The sequence below is a fragment of the Vibrio iocasae genome (genome assembly GCF_042245395.1).
GTDB classification, from domain to species: Bacteria; Pseudomonadota; Gammaproteobacteria; order Enterobacterales; family Vibrionaceae; genus Vibrio; species Vibrio iocasae.
Genome location: NZ_CP145311.1, coordinates 2,510,470 through 2,531,692 on the forward strand (window position 1 = coordinate 2,510,470; position 21,223 = coordinate 2,531,692).

Here is a 21,223-nt window from a genome sequence, read left to right on the forward strand (position 1 = left end):
TTATCATAAGCCGCTTTTACTATCATTATTTAGAGTCACTATGCCAATTACTTCAAAATATAGCGATGACCAGGTCGAACTTATCCTTACCGAGGTTGCAGCCGTTTTAGACAAACACGGAGCAAGTTCAGAGCTTTCACTTATGATCGCGGGCAATATCGCAACTAACGTACTAAATAGCAAAGTACCGGCTGCACAGCGCAAAGCAATTGCTGAAAAATTTGCACAAGCTTTACTGTCTTCCGTAGAAGACAAGTAAACTCAACAATTTACTCAAGAACGAAGAATAAATGGTAGATAGCGGAAATTCTTACGGCGAAAAGGTATCAAGATTAGTAAGTTGGGGACACTGGTTCACCTTCTTTAATATCATCGCCACCATGTTGATTGGTACGAGATATATCACTCAGTCACCATGGCCTGAAACATTCTTAGGCCAGACTTACCTTGCATTGTCATGGATTGGTCACTTTGGCTTTCTGGTATTCGCGCTGTATCTGTTAATCCTGTTTCCGCTTACCTTTATTGTTCTTTCCCGTAAGCTATACCGACTGATTGCCGTTACATTTGCAACCGTCGGTCTTACCATTTTACTTCTTGATACAGAAGCTTATCAGCAGATACACCTTCACCTGAATCCGGTTGTCTGGGAGTTGCTTTTAGAAGGTGAGGCGAGTGCTATCACCATAGAATTACAGCAACTCTTTGTTGTTATCCCAATTATCTTCCTGATGCAACTCGCCCTGTCAGAGTGGGTTTGGCGTAAACAGCGTAAGCTATCGCATAAGCATGTCGGGCGCCCTATTACTGCCCTCTTCTTTGTCTGTTTTATTACCAGCCACCTGGTTTATATCTGGGCAGATGCCTATTTCTATAGCCCTATCACTAGCCAGAAAGCAAACTTCCCTGTGTCTTATCCGATGACGGCTAAAACATTTATGGAGAAGCATGGTCTGCTTGATAGAGAGGAATATCAAAAGCGTCTTGAAGAGAGTGAAGGACAGGTTGATCTAGTTAGTTACCCGACTGAACCACTGAAATTTAATAACCGTCCACAAAAGTTAAATGTGCTGATGGTAATGGTGAATAACCTGCGCTCAGATACTATGAACGCGGAAGTGATGCCAGAGACCTTCAACTTTGCTGCGCAAAGTCAGAAGTTTACCAATCACTATAGTGCAAGTAACGATAGCTATGGTGTCTTTGGCTTGTTCTACGGCATTCCGAATAGCTATGCCGGAAGTATCAAGTCTCAGGGCTCATCGCCTCTTATCTTGCAGACAATGAAAGAGCAGGACTACGACATAGGTTTGTTCAGCGGTACAGCTTTTGAAGATGACCTTTATTACGAAGCGATATTCAAGTCAGATGCGGTGACGCTAGACAAAGAGCAGCGTCAAATGGCGTCAGATGGCAAAGCCGTCGCAGACTGGGCTGCATGGATAGAAGAGTCTAAGTCCCCTTGGTTTAGCTACCTAGAGCTGACAACTGTCGATGCTTACGAAGATTATGAAGTTGAAGACATCGCGAGCTCTCCGAAAGAACGCTTGAACAGAGCTTACACCAAGGCAGCCACGGTAGCCGATGCTTATATAGGTGATATCCTTTATACGCTTTCAGCAAACGAGCTGCTTGAGGACACGGTTGTTATCATCACTTCAAACCACGGTACTGAGTTTAACGAAACCAATACCAATAGCTGGGGTGCAAACACAAACTACAGTAGCTATCAGCTAAAGGTTCCATACATCATGCATTGGCCGGGTAAAGCTGCGACTCAGTATTCGCACAAGTCCAGTCATTTTGATGTATCAACAACCCTGCTACAGGATTTGATGGGAGTTACTTCCAAGCCTAGAGAGTTCAGTAGTGGCAGAAGCTTGTTTAACACGTCTTCACGCAAGTGGATTCTGGCTGGTGATAACCGTGAAATCGCACTGGTCACTGACAGAAGCACGACCGTAGTTGACCAGTTTGGCAACTACAAAGTTTATGACGAGAACTACAAGCGTCAGAGAGATGCAAAACCTAAGCTTTCTATCCTAATGCAGGGGCTGTCTGAACTTAAACGCTTCTATACAAGAGAACAAAATTAACGGGATGTAGCGCAGTTTGGTAGCGCACCGTGCTGGGGGCGCGGTGGTCGCAGGTTCAAATCCTGTCATCCCGACCATATTAAAAAAGCCGATATATCACTACGATAATCGGCTTTTTTCTTGTTCAAACATTCAGCTCGATGGCAACGACCTGATTGTTACTACATGGCGGCTTTAATCGCCCTTGCCAAGCGTTTAGCTGCTACGTCAGAGTCTGCGTCCGGGTCATTAAAGAATTCGTTCACCACATCTAGTATGGCGGCTCTTACGAAACTTGTCGTGGACATATCTGCCGACATACTAGGTAGCATGTTTGCACTGCCTTCCGCCTTTCTTAGAGCGTCCATCGACGCTTTAGCACACTGATCAAACTTCTCTATGGATACATCTGTTCTAGCAGGTAAAGAACCTTTACTGTAGTTGAACTCTTCCTGAAACGGTTTAGACATAATCGCGCTGGCTATCTCCTTCTGCCCTACCCCTCGTGATGGGTCGTGGGATTTGAAGAAAACAAAGCTATCGATGTTATATGCAAACTTTCCATTTGTTCCTGGTGCCGCTGTACAAACATAGTCTTCTCCAGGAAATTTGCCTGCTACAGTAAACTCACCTTTCGCCCAGTCACCCATGATTTGCATTGCAGCTTCACCATTGATAACCATATTTGTCGCAACGTTCCAGTCACGGCCTAATATCTTGTCATCGGTATAGGTGCGCATCTTTTTAAACGATTCAAACACCTGGACCATTTTCTTACCGTTGAGCACATCCATATCGTGCTCAACAAACGCTTTGTAGTAATCCTCAGCACCAAGTTCAGCAATGGCTACCGCCTCAAACAAAGTGGCGTCCTGCCATGGCTGGCTACCGTGAGCTAATGGAATGTATCCAGCAGCTTTTATCACTTCAGCAGCAGCAAAGAACTCATTCAGTGTTTTTGGCACCTCGATATTGAGTTCATTAAATATGCCCTTGTTCGCCCAAAGCAGGTTTACTCGGTGAATATTCGCAGGCGCAGCTACATATTTGCCTTTGTACTTCATTGTCTCGGCAATAAACGCAGGGAGCAAAGCGTCCCAGTGCTCTTTCTGTGCAACACCATCCACACTACTCAAAAAGTTAAGCTGGCTCCATTCCTGAATGTCGTAGCCCTTTATTTGAGCCGATGTCGGAGGGTTACCCGATACGGCTCTGGCTTTTAACACCATCATGGCGCTTTCACCGCCGCCACCAGCGACAGAGAAGTCTTTCCAGTCGTAACCTCTCTCTTCTACTGCAGCTTTTAGTATTTCTGCTGAGCGAGCCTCACCACCAGATGTCCACCAGTGCAGAACTTCAACTTCTTTTTCACCGGTATAAGGGGGGAAGTCATTGTTAGCTATCGCGTATCCACTTAACGTAGATGCAATCACAGTCATTGCAAAAGTACGTTTACGGATTTCACTGAATAACTTCATTTTTTTTCGTTTCATTTAATTGTGTCTCTTGGCAATCGCACTTCGACGCGCAATCCACCAGCCTGATGGTTGCTAATTGTCAGTTTTCCTCCATGTGCACGGATAATACTCCTTGCGATCCCCATACCTAAACCATGCCCTGTATTATCATCAGACAGCCTGAAATAAGGTTTGAATACGTCTTCTAATCTGTTTTCCGGAATACCCGGCCCTTCATCTAGGATAGTGAGCTCTAGCCATTCAGACGTATCCTGAATGACAACCGTCACTCTATCTCCATATTTAACGCCATTATCTATTAAGTTAGACAAACAGCGCTTAAGAGCCAAAGGCTTACATTGATACGGTTCGATATCCGTACCATCAAAAATCACCTTGTTCTGATGTGTATTGTGGTGCTCCGCAATATTGTCGAGCATCTCTCTTACGTCAACCAAAACCAGGTTTTCGTGAATATCGGTGTCTTTTACTATCTGAAGTGCACCTTTTACCATCAACTCCAGTTCATCGAGATCTTTGTTGAACTTAAGGCCGCGCTGCTCATCTTCAATCAGTTCAGAGCGAATGCGTAATCGGGTAATCGGTGTTTTTAAATCATGTGAAATAGCGCTAAACAGGCGTTCACGATCATCAATATGACGCCTTAGTGCCTTTTGCATGTGGTTAAATGCCTGAGTTGCGGTTACAAGCTCCGAAGCGCCCTCTTCTTTTAAAGCCGGTTGATCGATATCTCTACTTAGTGAGTTTGCAGCCTGAGCCAGGCGTTTAAGCGGTTTTACCTGCTTACGTATCATAAAGTAAGCCAGCAGCATCAAACAGGCGGTAATAAAGAAGATAAAAAACATCTGATTGGTCGAGATGAAGTCATCTTCTAATGTTGTGTAAGGTGCTGGTAACAAAGCAGCGATGTAAAGCCACTCTTTTTCGGCAAGCTGAATCTGCACGACAAGAATAGGCGGGTTAAGCGGCTCAAGTGTTAGTGTGTAGTGCGCCCATGACTTAGGTAAATCCCTTAGCAGGGTGTCATTGGTCAATACACGAAGTGTCTCTGGGCGTGAAAACTCGACTTTTAAATGTTCAGGAGAAGGTGTTTTTTCAAGTTTTTGTTCAAGCACTTCACGAAATACGTTTTTGGCCACATTTCGCATTTCACTCTCTTTCGCTGGATCGATTTTGATCTCTTCTTCGTTAAATGAAACAAAGAAACGCGTACCACCAATGTTACGTAACTGATTCAGCACCACGTGACGATACTGTAGCGGCAGAGACTGAAAGAAGTTTGCAGTTGATACAAAGTTACTCGCCATACTGGTTGCGGTTGAATGCAAACCCTGTAAGTCACGATACTTTGAGTTACTGTACCAAACGTTCGTCGCCACAAGTTGAGCCAGAATCACGGGCAACAAACTTAGCCATAACGTCCTTGATACCAAAGACTTGGGCATAAACTTAGCTAACCGCTGCTGAATCGCGGTGAGTACTGGCGGAATATCGATTCCTTCCGTCTTATTAGTCATCGTAATATTTCACTTCGGCAGACAATATGTAACCGTCTCCGCGCATGGTCTTAATCAGCTTCGGATGTTTCCCGCTGTCTCCTAATCTCTGGCGTAGTCGAGAAAGCTGCACATCCAACCCCCTTTCGGTAGGCAGTGCGTTCCTTCCTTTTATCGCCTGAGTAATTGTATCCCGGTCAAGAACTTGATTCGGGCTTTCTAAAAACAGTACTAATAAAGCAAAGTCTTTTCCTGAAAGCTCTATTTCTTCATTTGTTTCAACATTCGTAAGCAGGTGCGTAATAGTATTAAGGCGCCACTGAGCAAACTCAATATATTTAGGCTTTGGCTTCTCTTCTTCAATTTCAGGACTTCTCGTCCTACGTAACATTGCTTTAATTCTTGCAACAAGCTGGCGAGGACTAAAAGGTTTCGCAATGTAATCGTCCGCTCCGATCTCTAAACCAACAATCTGATCGGTCTCATCGGATACAGCCGTTAACATAATAATGGGTACGTTAGATGACTTTCTTATGTATTGGCAAAGTGTAAAACCATCGTCGCCAGGCAACATGATATCTAGCAGAATAAGATCAGGTTCCCGTACCAGCAGGTGACGTTTCATCTCCTCACCTTCTTCTGCCAATACAACGCTATAGCCTGATTTTGTAAGGTATTCATCGAGCAGTTCGCGAATCTCACGGTCATCATCGACCACAAGTATTTGCTTTTTTACAGACATAAATAAGGTCCTATTTCACACTAGTTTTTATCTAATTTTTATTTTAGCAATGCGTCTAGTATATGAATAAAAGCGCACTTAATGTTCTTTATGTAACACGGTAATTGGTAGTTTGTAACCCAAGTCTACCATGATTTTACCTGTCCATTACGTAGCATTGCACTACGTTACGTTATGTTACATTGGGCGTGACCATGCCCTCGTTAACTAAATACTCAGCAATTTAATATATACCCGTTCAATAAAACTTAGGTATTCAGAAGTACGCATCTGCATAGCTAAATTTTATTTACTAGATTTCAAACCATCTTAATAAAAGCTGGTTTCTTATTTTCTACTAGTTTTAGTAAAAAATTACATTTATAAAATCAATCGGGGTTGAAAATGAACGTTTTTAGTACAATGCAAAAGATGGGACGCAGCTTGATGCTCCCTGTAGCATGTATGCCTGCAGCAGGTATCTTGCTAGGTATCGGTGGTAACTCAGAAGTTGCTAAATTCCTTCCAGAGATCGTTGCACAGATCATGACCGAGGCTGGTCTGGGTGTGTTTGCAAACATGGCGCTACTATTCGCAATCGGTGTAGCACTTGGTTTCTCTAAGAACGACGGTGTAGCAGCACTAGCAGCAGCACTTGGTTACCTAACAATGACTCGCGTACTTGGTGTAGTTGCTCCTGGTACTGACACTGGTGTATTCGGTGGCGTAATCATGGGTCTTGTTGCAGCGGAACTCTTTAACCGTTACCACACTATTAAGCTGCCAACATACCTAGGCTTCTTCGGCGGTAAGCGTTTCGTTCCTATCGTAACGTCTCTAGCAGCGTGTGTGGTTGCAGCTATTCTTGCAATCGTATGGCAGCCAATCGGTGCTGGTATCGCAGCGTTCTCTCACTGGGCAGCATACCAGTCTCCAGAGCTAGCGTTCGGTATCTACGGTATCGTTGAGCGTTCTCTAATTCCATTCGGTCTACACCACATCTGGAACGCACCATTCTTCTACGAAGTTGGTTCATTCACAACGGCTGCTGGTGAAGTTGTAACTGGTGAAATCCCACGTTACCTTGCTGGTGACCCAACTGCTGGTAACCTAGCTGGTGGCTACATGTTCAAGATGTTCGGTCTACCTGCAGCGTGTCTAGCAATGTACGTAACTGCTAAGAGCGACAAGCAAAAAGTAGTAGCTTCAATCCTAGGTTCTGCAGCACTAACTTCGTTCCTAACAGGTATCACTGAGCCAATCGAATTCGCATTCCTATTCGTTGCTCCACTACTATACGTAGTACACGCTCTACTAGCTGGTTCTGCATTCGTAGTGATGATTATGCTAGGCATTAAGCACGGTACTACATTCAGCCACGGTCTATTCGACTTCACACTACTGTTCGGTAACTCAACTAACGGTTGGATGCTACCAGTAATCGGTCTTGTATACGCAGCTATCTACTTCTTCGTATTCGTAGCGCTAATCAAAGCGTTCGACCTTAAAACTCCAGGTCGTGAAGATGAGTCTGAGTCTCAGGTTGAAGTTAACACTGACGGCAGCGAGCTAGCAGCGAACATCACTGAAGCATTCGGTGGCAAAGCGAACATCAAAGACCTAGACGCATGTATCACTCGTCTACGTGTAACAGTTAACGATGGCAGCAAAGTAGATACTGAAAAACTGAAAGCACTAGGTGCAGCAGGTGTATTTGCTAAGGGTGACAACTTCCAGGCAGTATTTGGTACTCACTCTGAAATCATCAAAGGTCAGATGGAAGCACTAGCTTAATTCCACAACCTTTAGAAATACCAAGCCGGGCTTCTTAGCCCGGCTTTTTAGTGTTTGTAACACAGCGTATCACCACCTCAATCTCACCACTCAATCTCCGCTTTCTTACTCAGCCAAAAAAATCCTGCTTTTCTGCACATAAATTCATCAAACAGTGCTAACAGGGCTTTACAATGTTTTCATAGCCTTATATTATGCCCCGCACACGGAGAGATGGCTGAGTGGTTGAAAGCACCGGTCTTGAAAACCGGCATACGTTAATAGCGTATCTAGGGTTCAAATCCCTATCTCTCCGCCACACTTTGAAAAGCCCGTTGAGAAATCAGCGGGCTTTTTTGCATCTAATACTTCCTCAAATTCATAACACCTTCACTACAGTCTTTTTTGCGTGAGCCATATCGCATACAGTTCGTTAAAAACCTCTTATAAATGATTGGGTTTCAACAACAAGGCTAGGAAAAATGAACAAAATCATATGGCTAATATGCCTACTTGCAGCAACCTCATCGCCTATTGCGTCTTCTCACCCAGGAAGGACAGCTTCAGATGGCTGCCACTATTGCCGAACAAACTGCGCCCAGTGGGGAGTCCCGCAAGGACAAAGACATTGTCATTTTTACTCGAAACCCTCTCAAGATGTTTTACAACAATCAACTCTCATCAAGAAATACTCTGATGAACGAATAAGTTTTGTCACTTTTAAGAAAGGCGATACCTGGAGTACATATCAAACTAAAGGTCAGGAAACGAGCACCAACAAACTTTAAGCTGCATCGGTGGCACAAGCACCTGTATAGCTTGAGCTGGTTATACTTCGACATCGCTATGAAGGCCAGCAGAGGTACTTCTGGGAACGCCGTGATAAACCGCAAAGTTGGTATGCTCTACGACAAGTGGGTTAATGCTCGATAAGCCAAAATCGATAACTTGAAGGAGTTGTATGCTTAGACCCATCTACACCACCACACTGCTAGACCGGGCGTTAATAACTCCAATAACTGTTCTAATTGATCAGTGGAATTAATGTTGTAGGGTATGTATCCCCCAACATCAGTCATACTCACCTTTTGATCAGCTTTGAGTCAAATAACCACAATTAATTTAAGTCTTTTGCTTCAAGGTGGTTGATTGCGGCAAGCTTATGTGATACTCAATTGAATGCACTTCTGTTTAATAAATACAAGGACTTAGCGCGTGAAACCTCTTGGAACAATAAAACCTACAGACGAACAGATGCAGCTTTTCACCACCCCTCACCCGATGAACCGAGTGATTCGCGGAGCAGCAGGAAGTGGAAAAACTACTATCGCACTGTTGATGCTGAGATTAGCAATAACATTTCATAGAAATAGTCGCCAAAGGAGTGGAGAGGAGCATAAGCCTATTCGTGCTATTGTATTCACTTTCAATACCACTCTGAGTTCATATATCAGACAACTAGCTCAAGAGATTGGTCATGATATTGACATTGAAGTCCAAACACTTGCTAAGTATTGTAGAAATAAGTTCCCCGATATCAATAAGCTAACGCTCGTAAACAACATTGCCGATAGTCACTTCCCAATTATAGAATCCTATGGTCTAGACATTGATTATCTTCATTCAGAAGTAGACTACATTTTGGGCAGATTCCCTCAAGGAAACTTAGATCTCTATCTAGATACAACACGAGTTGGTCGTGGTTCGAAACCGAGAGTAGATAGAGCCTTGCGAGAAAAAATTCTTAACAACATTGTGCGTCCCTATCAGGCTTATAAGAAAGCAAACAACCTCGTTGACTGGAACGACATAAACCAATTTCCAGCAACTAACTTAAACGACAAGTTCGACATAATCATCGCTGATGAGACCCAAGACTTTTCAGCCAATGAACTTCGAACCGTCGTATCTATGTTACATGAACAGTCGCACGGAACCTTCGTCATTGATACCGCACAAAAAATATACAACAGAGGATTTACGTGGCGAGAAGTAGGTTTAGATATACGACCTCAGAACTCTTCTAGGTTGACAAAGAATTATAGGAACACGTTTGAAATCGCTCGATTGGGATATCAATTACTCAAACAGGTTGGAATAGATGCGGATGGTACAGTACCTGATTATGAAAGTTGTACAGTATCGGGAAAACTACCAAAGATAATTTGCGGTCTATACAATCAGCAGACCAATTATGCAATTGAGTGCATTATAAATGATATTGATCTGAGAAATGAAACTGTGTGCTTTTTAGCTAAGTCACAAAAAACTCAACGCTACCTCAAAGCTCAGCTTCAAAACAGTGGTATCCTTTTTGCGAACTTAACTAAATCAACAGACTGGCCTGATATCGATACTAATGTGGTTCTGTCAACAATGCATTCAGCTAAAGGCCTCGAATTTGATCATGTAATTTTGTTAGGCTTGAGCGATGAGTTTCTTAGGTACGACGAGGATGCTGAGTCAGACTCGTACTCAAATATCTGTAAACTGTTAACCGTATCTATTACTAGAGCCAAAAAGTCAGTAATGCTAGGGTACAAGCAAGGTGATAAGCCAAGTATTCTTGACCTCATCGACAATGATACTTACGAATATTTGGAACTGTGACAGTGATAGAGCGAATAATATCTGAACGAAAAATCGACGAAGTGCTTCACTTTACAACAAACCATGGTTTAGTAGGCATATTCACTTTAAATAGACTGGTATCAAGGGATCAACTACCCAACGAGCAGGCTCTAGAGTATATCACTAAATACAACTCTAAGTTCCGCTCAGACCCACAGTGGACGTCATATGTAAATCTTTCTATATCTAGGATAAACTCTAGTTTTTTCGGGCATAGCAAAAGCTGGCATAAGGAAGAGTATGATTTCTGGGTTATTTTGGCATTTGATGCTGAAATCCTTAACCATGAGAGCGTTGTATTCACCACTACCAATAATATTTACAAAAATGAATGCGTGCGGGGTGTAGGTTCTGAAGGCTTACTCAAGTTATTCAATAGTCAAGTAATGTCAAAACGAGGCAATATGAAGTCAAGAGCCTCTTCATTACCAGCTAACTGGACAACGTGTGAAGAAGCTGAGGTCCTATACCCAAAAGAGATAAGCCTTTGCTATTTGAATAAATTATATGTTCCCGATGAAAACACGTATGCGCTTGCAAGTGCAGCTTTGTCATTTGATGAGCGCTTAAAAGATATCACTATTGAAGTTAACGAAGATAAATTCAAAGGACTATAGATGAGCAACTTTCGTAGAACAGCAACCATAAATTCTGCACTTTGGGCTGCTTATGCTGATGCCTTGGGTTTTATGACAGAGTTAGCTAAGACAAAAAACACGATAAAAACACGGACAGATTTTGAAATAGTAACAGACACTATTCCATGGAAACGGAAACTAGACGGAATTTATGGCACACAAGTAAGTCTCCCTAATGGGACCTATTCGGATGACACTCAACTGAGACTTAGCACCTCAAGGGCTATTAATGGAAGAGGCTACTTTGACATAGAAGCTTTTGCGAAATGTGAGCTTCCCGTGTGGTTAAGTTACGCTTTGGGGGCTGGTCGAGGAACAAAAGTCGCCACTAACAATCTTGTAAAAAAATCTGTGAACTGGTATTCAAATTTTTATAGCCAAAAGGATTCACAATATGTAGTCGGTGGTGGTAACGGGGCTGCTATGCGCATTCAACCACACGTTTGGGCAGCAACAGATCTTGCAGATATAGAAACGTACATCCTAGATGTCATTAGGAACTCTATTGTTACTCACGGGCATCCAAGAGCTATAGCAGGAGCAATGCTACATTCTTTATCCTTAGCACGAATCCTTCGGCAAGAAAGCATAAAAATGGAAACGCTCATAGATGATGCAATGATTTGCAGCAGAGCTTCATTCTTCATTAAACAAGATGACATGCTAGAAACATTCTGGCTGCATCAGTGGGAAACTGAGACTCAGCAAACATTAGACGAAGCATTTGCAAGTGTCGCTGAAGAGATAATTAGAGATATCGAAGCAGCTTCAGACTGGTTGCTTTCACCAAAGCTCGACTATAAGCATTTAACACAATTGCTCGGGCTTACTGAGCCATCACAAAGAGGATCTGGAAGTAAGACCTCCCTCGCCGCTTCGCTATTAATGATAAAAAGCTACAGATTAAATGATCCTAAAACACTTCTCATCGATGTTGCGAATGAGTTGCAAACTGACACAGACACCATCGCTACTATGTTTGGTGCTCTTTATGGAGCTAGCACACAATCTCAACCATCAGGACACATACAAGATATCGACTACATATTATCTGAAGCTACTAGAATGTATGAAATTAGTAGAGGAAATGAAGTCAACTCTTTTGAATACCCAGATGCTTTAAACTGGGTGCCTAATAGATCTTCGTTAGACAACGTTACCATCCTAGATAACAAGTTAGTTATGTTGTTGTTTGGTGAAATAACACCAATTTCTGAAGCATTTGAAGACAAGAAAAAAGGCCACTTATACAAGTGGTACTCAACTAAGTACGGATTTTCACTATTATTGAAGAGAAGGATATTCGCGAATTTCAATGAAAGTCAGCTAGGTATTTGTCCCAAATCCAAGCTCAGTGATTCGGAACCCAAAACGAAGGAACTCGACACCTCAGAAATCCCCGATCCAAACTATTCACAACCCTCTACTCAATCTAAGAATATATCGCAGAGTAGAGATACTGTTCATGATATGAAATCTTTGACCATAGAAGCCATAGAAAGTGGTTTTGATGAGACCCTCATTGGGAAGCATATTAAGTTATTAGCAAACAAGAAAAATTACTCTATCGAAAGCGTAATCGCGTATAGTTCTATAATTGCGAAAGCATACAGTGAGTATGAAGTCTAATTAGACATGGAGTATGCTTAACCAAAAACATGGTTGACAAACACACTTGGTTATAGGCACATGCAAAAAGCCCGCTGAGAAATCAGCGGGCTTTTTGCATTTCGTAAGGTTTTAGATATTAACTCTTATAGATGAGAAACCAGCTTTCAACCAGTTGTAACGGTGCGTTTATATCGACAACTGATAGACGCAGATATTCACCGCACTGGCCAGGTTTAAAGAATCTATCTTGCCGCTACCAGTGATAGTAAAAGGCTGAGCGTTACAATCCGCTAAAGCTTGCTTAGGCACACCGCGCGCTTCGTTACCAAATAGATAGCAGTCATACTCGGAAAACTGAGGTGTATTAACCTTCTCACCCTGCATATCAAGATAAGCAAAGCGCTCAAAGCGCTGATTTAGCTCAGTAAGCTCAACACCTTGCTCGATAGGCAAGTGGAAGATAGCCCCCATGCTTGAACGCACGACTTTTGGATTATAAGGGTCGACACTGTTGTTACTCAATAACAAGCGAAAGTGACCAAACCACGCTAGGCTGCGCAAAATCGTGCCCAGGTTGCCGGGATCTTGTACTTCATGTAGGTAGATACAGCGCTCACCATCTTGCAGAGGTGCTCTCTCGGCCTGTGCAGGTAGAGGGACACAAGCGATGATACCTTGTGGCGTTTTGGTATCACTTAGTCCTGCCATCTGTTTTTTACTAATAGTCGTGACAGTGTAAGAGTGCTTGAGCTGCTTTGCCCATTCCTGGTACTCCTCAGTCACATATAAAATCGTGTTTTTAAGATAAGGTTGAGACTGTGCTGCTTTGTCCAGTTCCAGGATCAGATGCTCGCCTTCAACTAAATAGTGACCAAACTGTTCGCGATATTTTTTTTGATGTAGCTTCTTTGCATTATCCAGTTTCATAGATGGCCCTGTTTCATAAATTGTGTCTCACTAAATTTTCGCAGGCGATTGTACTCTTTTGTTTGTCAGAATGTCACCTCTGGATGTCAGGCGATATTTGCAAAACATAGGGATATGATTACAATATCGCTCCCTATATTTTACCAACATGGCGAACAACCTATGGCACGCTCAAAAACCAGTAAGAAATGGCTCGACGAACACGTTAACGATCCATATGTAAAAAAAGCGCAAGCCGATGGTTATCGATCTCGAGCAAGCTATAAGCTAATAGAAATTAATGAAAAAGATCAGCTTATCAAGCCGGGCGATGTTGCTATGGATCTTGGTTCCGCACCAGGGGGATGGTCGCAGATAGTCGCTCCTATCGTTGGTGATAATGGTACCGTTATTGCGTCAGATATCTTGCATATGGATGGCATGGTAGGCGTTACGTTTATTCAGGGCGACTTTACTGAAGAAGCTGTATATGAGCGTATTTTGCAGACGCTAGATGGCAAAGGTGTTGATGTCGTGATCTCGGATATGGCACCCAACATGAGTGGCGTTAAAACGACTGATCAATACAGCTCTATGTATCTGGTTGAGCTGGCGCTAGATATGGCGCGTAATGTCCTAAAGCCGGGCGGCAACTTTTGCGCTAAGGTATTCCAGGGTGTTGGGTACGAAGAGTATGTGAAAGATGTTCGAACGTCTTTTAACAAAGTGATTATTCGTAAGCCTGCTGCTTCTCGCCCACGATCTAGAGAGGTATATGTAGTCGGTAAAGGATTTAAAGGATAGTTCAGCCACTTAACTCCCCCTCTTATGTAAGGTTGTACGTTTCAACCTTGATAAATGTGCCGAGGGGAGAGTTCTTCAATCTACTTTCTAAGCTTTTTACTTTTCCAGCATTGAACGTTTGTTTGGTACTCCATTCCACTCATCCGCATCCTCTGGTGGTGGTATAACCTCTGTAATATTTGGCCAAATCTTACAGAGTTCAGCGTTAAGCTCTATGAACTCAACTTGATCAGGTGGAACTTCCGTATCCTGATAAATGGCATCGGCTGCACATTCTGGCGCGCACAATGAGCAATCGATGCAAATATCTGGATCAATTGCTAAAAAGTTAGGACCTTCAAAAAAGGCATCGACTGGGCAAACCGCCACACAGTCTGAATACTTGCATTTGATGCAGTTTTCAGTCACTACAAAAGTCATTTAAACGCTATATCTTCAGTTCATCAAGTGTGGCGCAATTTTAAAGAATAACCCTCAAAACACAAGTTTCTTTAAGAGTGATATCGTGTAAAATCCTGCCCATAATTTCGTATTTCGATCTTATCCTGCCCTGACGGAAAGGCCGTCCGGCATACACAAAGAGTAATTTAACTATGCTACGTTTAACTGACATCAAACTGCCCCTCGATCACGATGAGCTTGCGCTCGAAAAAGCCATTTTGGAAAAGCTAAAAATTAAAAAAGCGCAACTGTTGTCTTTTACGATGTTTAGACGTGGTTACGATGCCCGCAACAACAAAAACATTCAGCTCATCTATACACTGGATATTGAAGTAGAGAACCAAGCGCAACTACTGGAGAAATTTGCTAACGATCACCGCGTAAAAGAAACGCCAGACATGAGCTATAAGTTTGTTACGCAGGCACCAGAAGCGCTAGAGGAACGTCCGGTTGTAATCGGTTTTGGTCCAAGCGGATTGTTCTCAGCACTTATTTTGGCTCAGATGGGCTTTAAACCGATTGTGCTTGAGCGTGGTAAAGCGGTGCGTGAGCGTACAAAAGATACCTTTGGCTTTTGGCGTAAGCAGCCACTAAATACTGAGTCAAACGTGCAGTTTGGCGAAGGTGGTGCTGGTACTTTCTCTGACGGCAAACTTTATACTCAGATCAAAGATCCTAACCATTATGGTCGTAAAGTGATCAACGAGTTTGTTGAAGCTGGTGCACCAGAAGAGATTCAGTATGTCAGTAAGCCTCATATCGGTACTTTCAAGCTGGTAGGCATGATTGAAAAGATGCGAGCAAAAATCATCGAACTTGGTGGTGAAATCCGTTTCAGTGCACGTGTGGATAAACTCGATCTTGTCGATAACCAGGTTAAAGGGGTACATCTATCAAATGGTGAGTACCTGAAAAGCCAACACGTCATTTTGGCGGTTGGTCATAGTGCACGTGATACTTTCGAAACACTTTATGACCAAGGTGTCTATATGGAAGCAAAGCCGTTTTCAGTTGGCTTCCGTATTGAGCATGAGCAGAGTGCGATTGACCGCTGCCGCTTTGGTGATAATGCAGGGCACCCTTTACTGGGCGCAGCTGACTACAAATTAGTTCATCACTGCAAAAATGGACGCAGCGTTTATAGCTTCTGTATGTGTCCGGGAGGAACGGTAGTAGCAGCGACTTCTGAAGAGGGTCGTGTGGTGACAAACGGTATGAGCCAATACTCTCGACATGAACGTAATGCTAACAGTGCCATTGTGGTTGGAATATCTCCAGAAGAGGATTACCCAGGTCATCCATTAGCAGGGATTGAGTTTCAACGTAAGTTAGAAGAACTGGCTTTTAAAGAAGGTGGTGAGAACTACCATGCACCAGCTCAGCTTATTGGTGACTTCCTGGCTGGCAAATCAAGCCAACAACTTGGTGAGGTTCAACCATCTTACACGCCAGGTATAACGCTTGCCGATCTTAGCAAGGTGGTGCCGGAGTATGTTACCGAAGCAATCCGTGAAGCGATTCCTGCTTTCGAGAAGAAAATCAAAGGGTTCTCTAAACCCGATGGCATGTTGACGGGTGTTGAAACTCGTACTTCTTCTCCTATCTGTATCAAGCGAGGTAAAGATTTCCAGAGTATCAATACCTCAGGTTTATATCCTGCTGGTGAGGGTGCTGGCTATGCAGGAGGCATTCTATCGGCAGGGATCGATGGTATCCGTGTTGCTGAGGCCGTCGCACGTGCTATAACTGAGCAATCATAGATACTACACACTACATACGAAAGGCCCGCCGAGAAATCAGCGGGCTTTTTGCTATCTACGGGTATCAAATAATCTCCTTCGATTACACAGGGGTTTCCGTAAACAAAAAACCGCTTTATATCATCATATAAAGCGGTTTGAGGTGGTTAGCTGTAACAATACTTAAGATTCAAAAATATCATCCATATACGACAGCTTCTTCTTTACGTACCAAGGCCTCAAGTGACCTGTGTCTTTGTAGTAGAACTTACCGTCTTCCGCTCTTGTTTTACAGATGCCGTTTTCACAAAGATGTTCGATTGGGTCAACCATCTTAATGCCGCCTAACTCAGTTAGATTGCTCAAAGCATAGTTATGTATCTTATATGAGGCTCTGACTTCTGCCTCTGTTACATAATCATCAAGCCCTTGCTCTAAAGCCAGTTTAGGATCGAATGCCTCTCCTCTTGGCTCACCGGTAATCAAGTAAAGATCTTCAGTTTCAGCCTTAAGGTCACGAAGGAATACATCATATTCTGCTATCCGGTTATCTATCTCCTTCTCTGTTTCGTCCAAAGAACAATGGAAGCAGAAGAAAGAGGTGACGATTCTGTCGAAATTAACCTCTGATAATAGGTCCTTGTAGCCCTTAAGGTTTTCACATCCAGACGTCGGCTTTCTCATAGACTCAGTGGCAAAACAGCCTCCCTGAGTTAGGAAGTAAATATTGTAGTCCTCTGCGTGGTTCGCCACATAAGGATACAAATGCTCTATGTGGCTGGCACCAATCAGAAGCAAGTTCTTATCCGATTTTCCATCAATGTATCTTACTTCCAGACCATTGATGTTCATATTGCCATTCGGATAACCCCAATCACCCTGCGCAGCAATGGCTTGCACATAGGATGTCTTTTCCGGCTCTGAATATCGGTCCAGAACGCCATCAAAGTGATATACACAAAACGCGCTTAAAGCAACGGCAGAAAATGTAGCGATGTTCCACGCAGAGTTCATATTTAGCATATGAAGCTTGCTTATCGCCCACTTTGTTCCAACCTGCTCAATAAAGTTGTAACTGAACCATCCAAGAGCAACCGAAAGAATCAGACCCGGAACATACCAGTTTTCTATTTGGTGGGAGCTGCCAAATGCAACAATCGGCCAGTGCCAGAGGTAGATAGAGTAAGACCACTTACCTACCCGCTGCAGTATATTGCTTTTCGCAATAACGCCATCTTGTTGGTTAGCCACCAGTATAAAATACGCACCTGAAACAGGTACCATTGCCAGATAACCTGGCCAATAAACATCACTGGAAATCAGAGCGTAAGAAAGACCTATCAGCAAAAGACCAAGCCAACCAACCGCAGACTGCTGCTTACCTTTCAAGTTCCAAGGGTACAAGTAAGCCAGACCACCAGCCATCATTTCCCAGGCGCGAGTAGGCAGTAGGAAATAAGAAGGATCTGCCCACTTCATGGTAGCGAACCAGCTAAACAGGAACGCAACGCCCGTAGCAACAACCAGCAGACGTTTTATGTTCTCAATAGAGAACACCTTGTTCAAAATGAGCAGTACGATTGGATAGATAATGTAGAACTGCCATTCAACAGAGAGTGACCAGGTGTGAAGCAGCCAGTTATCTTCAGCACTTGCGGCAAAGTAACCAGACTCGCTCCAATAAACAACATTAGATAAAAAGACTAAGCTGCTCGCAATATGTCTGCCTAATGGCTTGTAATCCAGCGGGTTTAGGAAGAACCAGCCATAAACCAACAAAACAACACTGACAGCAAAAAGCGCTGGAATAATTCGTTTTGCCCTTGCTCTGTAGAACTTGAGTAGATTAAAATCTGCACTTTCTAGTCCACGGAATATGATTCCGGTCATTAAGAATCCAGAAATTACAAAGAAAACATCAACACCAGCAAATCCACCGGGTATCCAAACGGGATTAAAGTGAAAAAGTACAACAGCTATAACGGCTATCGCTCTTAATCCGTTTATATCGTATCGAAAATTCATAAAACCACTTAATTTATACAAAAATCATATTTCAATAAGCAAGCAACGCTTGTTTACTTGGCTAATCAAAAAAATGCGGCCCATAACATTTGCCTATAGTTAGAGGAGCCAAAGAGCGCGACATTTGTTAACACCATCCAACTAAAATTATTGAAAGATATTAAAAAGCTCTTTTTGAAAGGCCGGATTTTCTCACGACATAAGTCTGAAGTTGTTTGTAGAAAGTCAGCATCTGACACACACCAGAATAAATGTAAGGTATTGATAGTATTGAAATATATTTTTATACAACACATCAATCTGTAATATATTTCAGAGCGATAGCCAAGCTAAGTTGTTTTCTTTCCCGTAATATTTCGTCTTTCACCCTTAGCTGACAAACGTCATTAAGTGCAATACAGTGTTCATAACAGACTAAGGAGATATTGTTATGCCAACTGTTTTTATCACAGGCAGTAACCGGGGAATTGGTTTAGCTCTTGTCAGAGAGTACTTATCACTGAATTACACTGTTCACGCGACCTTTCGTTCAGAAGGTTCCGCAGAAGAACTGCTTGCACTGGCAAAAGAGAACTCATCACTTACGTGCCATCAATTAGATGTCACCGACTATCAGGCCGTCCTAGATTTAAAAGGGAAACTGCCAGCAATTGACGTACTAATTAATAACGCAGGCTACTATGGGCCTAAAGGGTATGGGTTTGGTAATACAGATATTGAAGAGTGGAGAAAAGTTTTCGAGATAAACACTATCGCGCCGCTTAAACTGGTCGAAGCTTTCTATCCGTTGCTAATGCAAGGTAACTTAAAACGTATCGCTTGTGTCTCTTCAAAGGTTGGCAGCATGACGGAGAACACCTCTGGCGGAGGTTACATCTATCGTTCTTCGAAAGCCGCCCTAAACTCTGTAGTTAAGAGTTTGAGTAATGATTTATCACCGGAGGGATTTACTGCGGTGGCTCTTCACCCTGGCTGGGTCCAAACTGAGATGGGCGGACCACGAGCACTTATCAGCACTCAGGCGAGTGCAAAAGGATTGGTTGATATTATCGAGAACCTCCCCCCTTCCGACTCAGGACGTTTTCTTAACTACGATGGCACTGAACTGCCCTGGTAAGTATACTCAAGTATATGTAGAACGAAGCCCCGGACTCTTCAATATTATCTGGGGCTTTTATGTTCCAGGGGGCTGTTTTCGTCTTACACAATAAACTGATTAACGTCGCCAGCCAGTTTTTCTGACGAACCATCAATTTCCGTGGCGATCTGATCTATCTTTTCAGCCAGTTCCATTCCTTCTCTGTTGCCATCCTTCAATGTAATCAGGTTGCTGTTAATTTCTTCAGATGTCGTACTCTGCTCTTCTGTCGCTGCAGCAATCTGGCTTGCCATATCATTAACCTGTTCTGTCGAGCTTTGAATATTCTCAAACATAGTTTGAGTCGAACTCGTCAGCTCAACATTCTTCTGAACACGGTCGGCACCATCTTTGATTGAATTCACCGCGTTTTGTACACCAGATTGGAGCTTATCGATCATCTGTTGGATTTCTTCTGTGGATTGCTGAGTCTTGCTTGCCAGTGATCGCACTTCATCAGCAACAACTGCAAAGCCTCGCCCTTGCTCACCCGCCCTTGCCGCCTCGATAGCCGCATTCAGTGCTAAGAGATTGGTCTGCTCCGCAATATTACGGATAACATCTAACACCGAAGCGATGTTGTCAGAATCTTCGGCAAGAGTTTCTATTGTCAGGTTGGCATTGCTGATTGAATCTGACAGTTCCTGAATATGTCTGACCGATTGTTCAATAGTACCAACCCCTTCACGAGTTAGATTAACGGTGTCCGTCGTCACCTGAGAGGCATTTTGCGCATTCTCCGCAACTTCTCGAACAGAAGCGCTAAACTCATTCACCGCTGTGGCTATCATCTCTAAACTCTGACTTTGCCTTGAGTTCAGTTGCTGGCTGCTCTCATAACTTACCCGAAGGTTGTTGGAGCTATCGTTCAACTGATTCGAACCCTGACTAATCTCCTTAATAAGATGCTGCAGTTTTGAAATGAATCCATCGAACTGATTAGCTAAGTTGCCTAGTTCATCACTTTTGGATGAGTTGATGCGCTGGGTAAGATCACCGTCCCCCTTGCTTATCTCTTCAATGCGGTGTGCTAACTCGTTGATGCCATCAACGGTCGCTTTCGGAATCAGATAGGTAATAACTCCACTGACTATCAGTGCGAGAACAACAAAGATCAGTAACCTTCTTTCATTCTGTAATGTGTTGGTATCGAGCTGCTCTATGGTCTGTTTTGCATGACCATCCAGATACTCTCCCGCAGCATCATAAAGATCTCGCAAGGCAGAAAACTTGTCACTGACGCTGCCTGACAATAATTGTTCAGCACCGACAATGTTTCCAGAATCGACGAGGCGGAAGAAGTTTTCTGATTCTTGTTTCCAACTATTAAAGCGCTGATCAAACGATTCAAGTTTGCTCTGAACTTCAGAGTATTCCTTCATCAGTTCTTTGTACTTGTACATCCTGTCTTTGGCCTGCTGAGCGTTTTCATCAAAGGAGTCACGCTCACTCGCAGCTTGAGTATCTTTGTATTTAAGCTGCGCAACGTATGCCTGATAGAGGTCTCTGTCCGCATTCAGGATGGCAGAAATAGACGGAAGATACCTAAAACCAAAGGAATCAACACCATAGTTGAGCTTATGAGTCAGGGAGCTGTAAGTAATATAAACAACAAGGAGTAACAGGGTGACGATACCGATTGAGAGCGTCAGCTTCGCTCGGATACTTTTTTTGATGAGATGCAACATTGGAACATCCTTTTTATTGCTGTTGCCAATATGCTAAATGTAGCTTAATAAAATGAGGA

17 protein-coding genes and 2 tRNA genes are annotated in these 21,223 nt (G+C 43.1%); 11 read left to right on the top strand and 8 right to left on the bottom strand.

The window, feature by feature from the left end; translation table 11 throughout:
* Positions 1–40: 40 nt before the first annotated feature.
* The 3 genes from SNR28_RS21180 to SNR28_RS21190 all read left to right on the top strand — a co-directional run bounded on the left by SNR28_RS21180 (position 41) and on the right by SNR28_RS21190 (position 2,173).
* Positions 41–259, top strand: coding sequence for a YejL family protein (locus SNR28_RS21180; RefSeq protein WP_375750692.1), 219 nt, complete (start codon positions 41–43; stop codon positions 257–259).
* Positions 260–290: 31 nt separating this feature from the next.
* Positions 291–2,096, top strand: a complete 1,806-nt coding sequence (locus SNR28_RS21185; RefSeq protein ID WP_375750694.1) for a DUF3413 domain-containing protein — start codon at positions 291–293, stop codon at positions 2,094–2,096.
* Positions 2,097–2,173: transfer RNA gene (locus SNR28_RS21190), tRNA-Pro, on the top strand. It begins immediately after the preceding gene.
* Between the two features lie 84 nt (positions 2,174–2,257).
* On the opposite strand, the gene SNR28_RS21195 is transcribed toward SNR28_RS21190, so the two are convergent.
* From SNR28_RS21195 to SNR28_RS21205, 3 genes are read right to left on the bottom strand one after another with little or no spacing between them, the layout of a single operon-like run.
* Entirely contained in the window at positions 2,258–3,514 is a 1,257-nt protein-coding gene (locus SNR28_RS21195) for an ABC transporter substrate-binding protein (protein WP_375754137.1), read from the bottom strand.
* Positions 3,515–3,564: 50 nt separating this feature from the next.
* Positions 3,565–5,070, bottom strand: coding sequence for an ATP-binding protein (locus SNR28_RS21200; RefSeq protein ID WP_375750695.1), 1,506 nt, complete (start codon positions 5,068–5,070; stop codon positions 3,565–3,567).
* Positions 5,063–5,791, bottom strand: coding sequence for a response regulator (locus SNR28_RS21205; protein WP_375750696.1), 729 nt, complete (start codon positions 5,789–5,791; stop codon positions 5,063–5,065). The genes SNR28_RS21200 and SNR28_RS21205 overlap by 8 nt, the downstream gene beginning before the upstream one ends.
* A 378-nt stretch (positions 5,792–6,169) precedes the next feature.
* Here SNR28_RS21205 and ptsG point away from each other — a divergent pair, with 378 nt between their 5' ends.
* A complete protein-coding gene (gene ptsG, locus SNR28_RS21210) occupies positions 6,170–7,564 on the top strand; it encodes a PTS glucose transporter subunit IIBC (RefSeq protein WP_375750698.1) in 1,395 nt (464 codons plus the stop codon).
* Between the two features lie 207 nt (positions 7,565–7,771).
* Positions 7,772–7,862 (top strand) — tRNA-Ser (locus tag SNR28_RS21215).
* Positions 7,863–8,371: 509 nt separating this feature from the next.
* Here SNR28_RS21215 and SNR28_RS21220 read toward each other — a convergent pair.
* Positions 8,372–8,518: a hypothetical protein gene (locus SNR28_RS21220; protein WP_375750699.1), complete on the bottom strand. Its 147-nt coding sequence runs from the start codon at positions 8,516–8,518 to the stop codon at positions 8,372–8,374.
* A 240-nt stretch (positions 8,519–8,758) separates the two neighbouring features.
* Between SNR28_RS21220 and SNR28_RS21225 the strand changes: the two genes are divergently transcribed.
* The 3 genes from SNR28_RS21225 to SNR28_RS21235 are packed head-to-tail and all read left to right on the top strand — an operon-like array spanning position 8,759 to position 12,441.
* Positions 8,759–10,153 (top strand): 3'-5' exonuclease, encoded by a 1,395-nt coding sequence (locus SNR28_RS21225; protein WP_375750701.1) that lies wholly within the window; start codon positions 8,759–8,761, stop codon positions 10,151–10,153.
* A gap of 2 nt (positions 10,154–10,155) precedes the next feature.
* Positions 10,156–10,791, top strand: coding sequence for a DarT ssDNA thymidine ADP-ribosyltransferase family protein (locus SNR28_RS21230; RefSeq protein ID WP_375750702.1), 636 nt, complete (start codon positions 10,156–10,158; stop codon positions 10,789–10,791).
* A complete protein-coding gene (locus tag SNR28_RS21235) occupies positions 10,792–12,441 on the top strand; it encodes an ADP-ribosylglycohydrolase family protein (protein WP_375750703.1) in 1,650 nt (549 codons plus the stop codon). It abuts the gene before it with no gap.
* A gap of 168 nt (positions 12,442–12,609) precedes the next feature.
* Here the strand turns inward: SNR28_RS21235 and SNR28_RS21240 are convergent, their stop codons facing one another.
* A complete protein-coding gene (locus SNR28_RS21240) occupies positions 12,610–13,350 on the bottom strand; it encodes a TrmH family RNA methyltransferase (protein WP_375750705.1) in 741 nt (246 codons plus the stop codon).
* Between the two features lie 162 nt (positions 13,351–13,512).
* Here SNR28_RS21240 and rlmE point away from each other — a divergent pair, with 162 nt between their 5' ends.
* Entirely contained in the window at positions 13,513–14,133 is a 621-nt protein-coding gene (gene rlmE / locus SNR28_RS21245) for a 23S rRNA (uridine(2552)-2'-O)-methyltransferase RlmE (protein WP_375750706.1), read from the top strand.
* A 96-nt stretch (positions 14,134–14,229) separates the two neighbouring features.
* Here rlmE and fdxA read toward each other — a convergent pair whose 3' ends face one another.
* Complete coding sequence (fdxA, locus tag SNR28_RS21250; RefSeq protein ID WP_375750707.1) at positions 14,230–14,553, bottom strand: ferredoxin FdxA; 324 nt, start codon at positions 14,551–14,553, stop codon at positions 14,230–14,232.
* 173 nt (positions 14,554–14,726) lie between these two features.
* Here fdxA and SNR28_RS21255 point away from each other — a divergent pair, with 173 nt between their 5' ends.
* Positions 14,727–16,334 carry an NAD(P)/FAD-dependent oxidoreductase gene (locus tag SNR28_RS21255; RefSeq protein WP_375750709.1) on the top strand — a complete coding sequence of 536 codons (1,608 nt, stop codon included), beginning with the start codon at positions 14,727–14,729 and terminating at the stop codon, positions 16,332–16,334.
* Between the two features lie 162 nt (positions 16,335–16,496).
* Here the strand turns inward: SNR28_RS21255 and SNR28_RS21260 are convergent, their stop codons facing one another.
* Positions 16,497–18,338 carry an acyltransferase family protein gene (locus tag SNR28_RS21260; protein ID WP_375750711.1) on the bottom strand — a complete coding sequence of 614 codons (1,842 nt, stop codon included), beginning with the start codon at positions 18,336–18,338 and terminating at the stop codon, positions 16,497–16,499.
* A gap of 430 nt (positions 18,339–18,768) precedes the next feature.
* Here SNR28_RS21260 and SNR28_RS21265 point away from each other — a divergent pair, with 430 nt between their 5' ends.
* Positions 18,769–19,455 (top strand): SDR family oxidoreductase, encoded by a 687-nt coding sequence (locus SNR28_RS21265; RefSeq protein WP_375750712.1) that lies wholly within the window; start codon positions 18,769–18,771, stop codon positions 19,453–19,455.
* 83 nt (positions 19,456–19,538) lie between these two features.
* On the opposite strand, the gene SNR28_RS21270 is transcribed toward SNR28_RS21265, so the two are convergent.
* Positions 19,539–21,164 carry a methyl-accepting chemotaxis protein gene (locus SNR28_RS21270; protein ID WP_375750714.1) on the bottom strand — a complete coding sequence of 542 codons (1,626 nt, stop codon included), beginning with the start codon at positions 21,162–21,164 and terminating at the stop codon, positions 19,539–19,541.
* Positions 21,165–21,223: the final 59 nt, after the last annotated feature.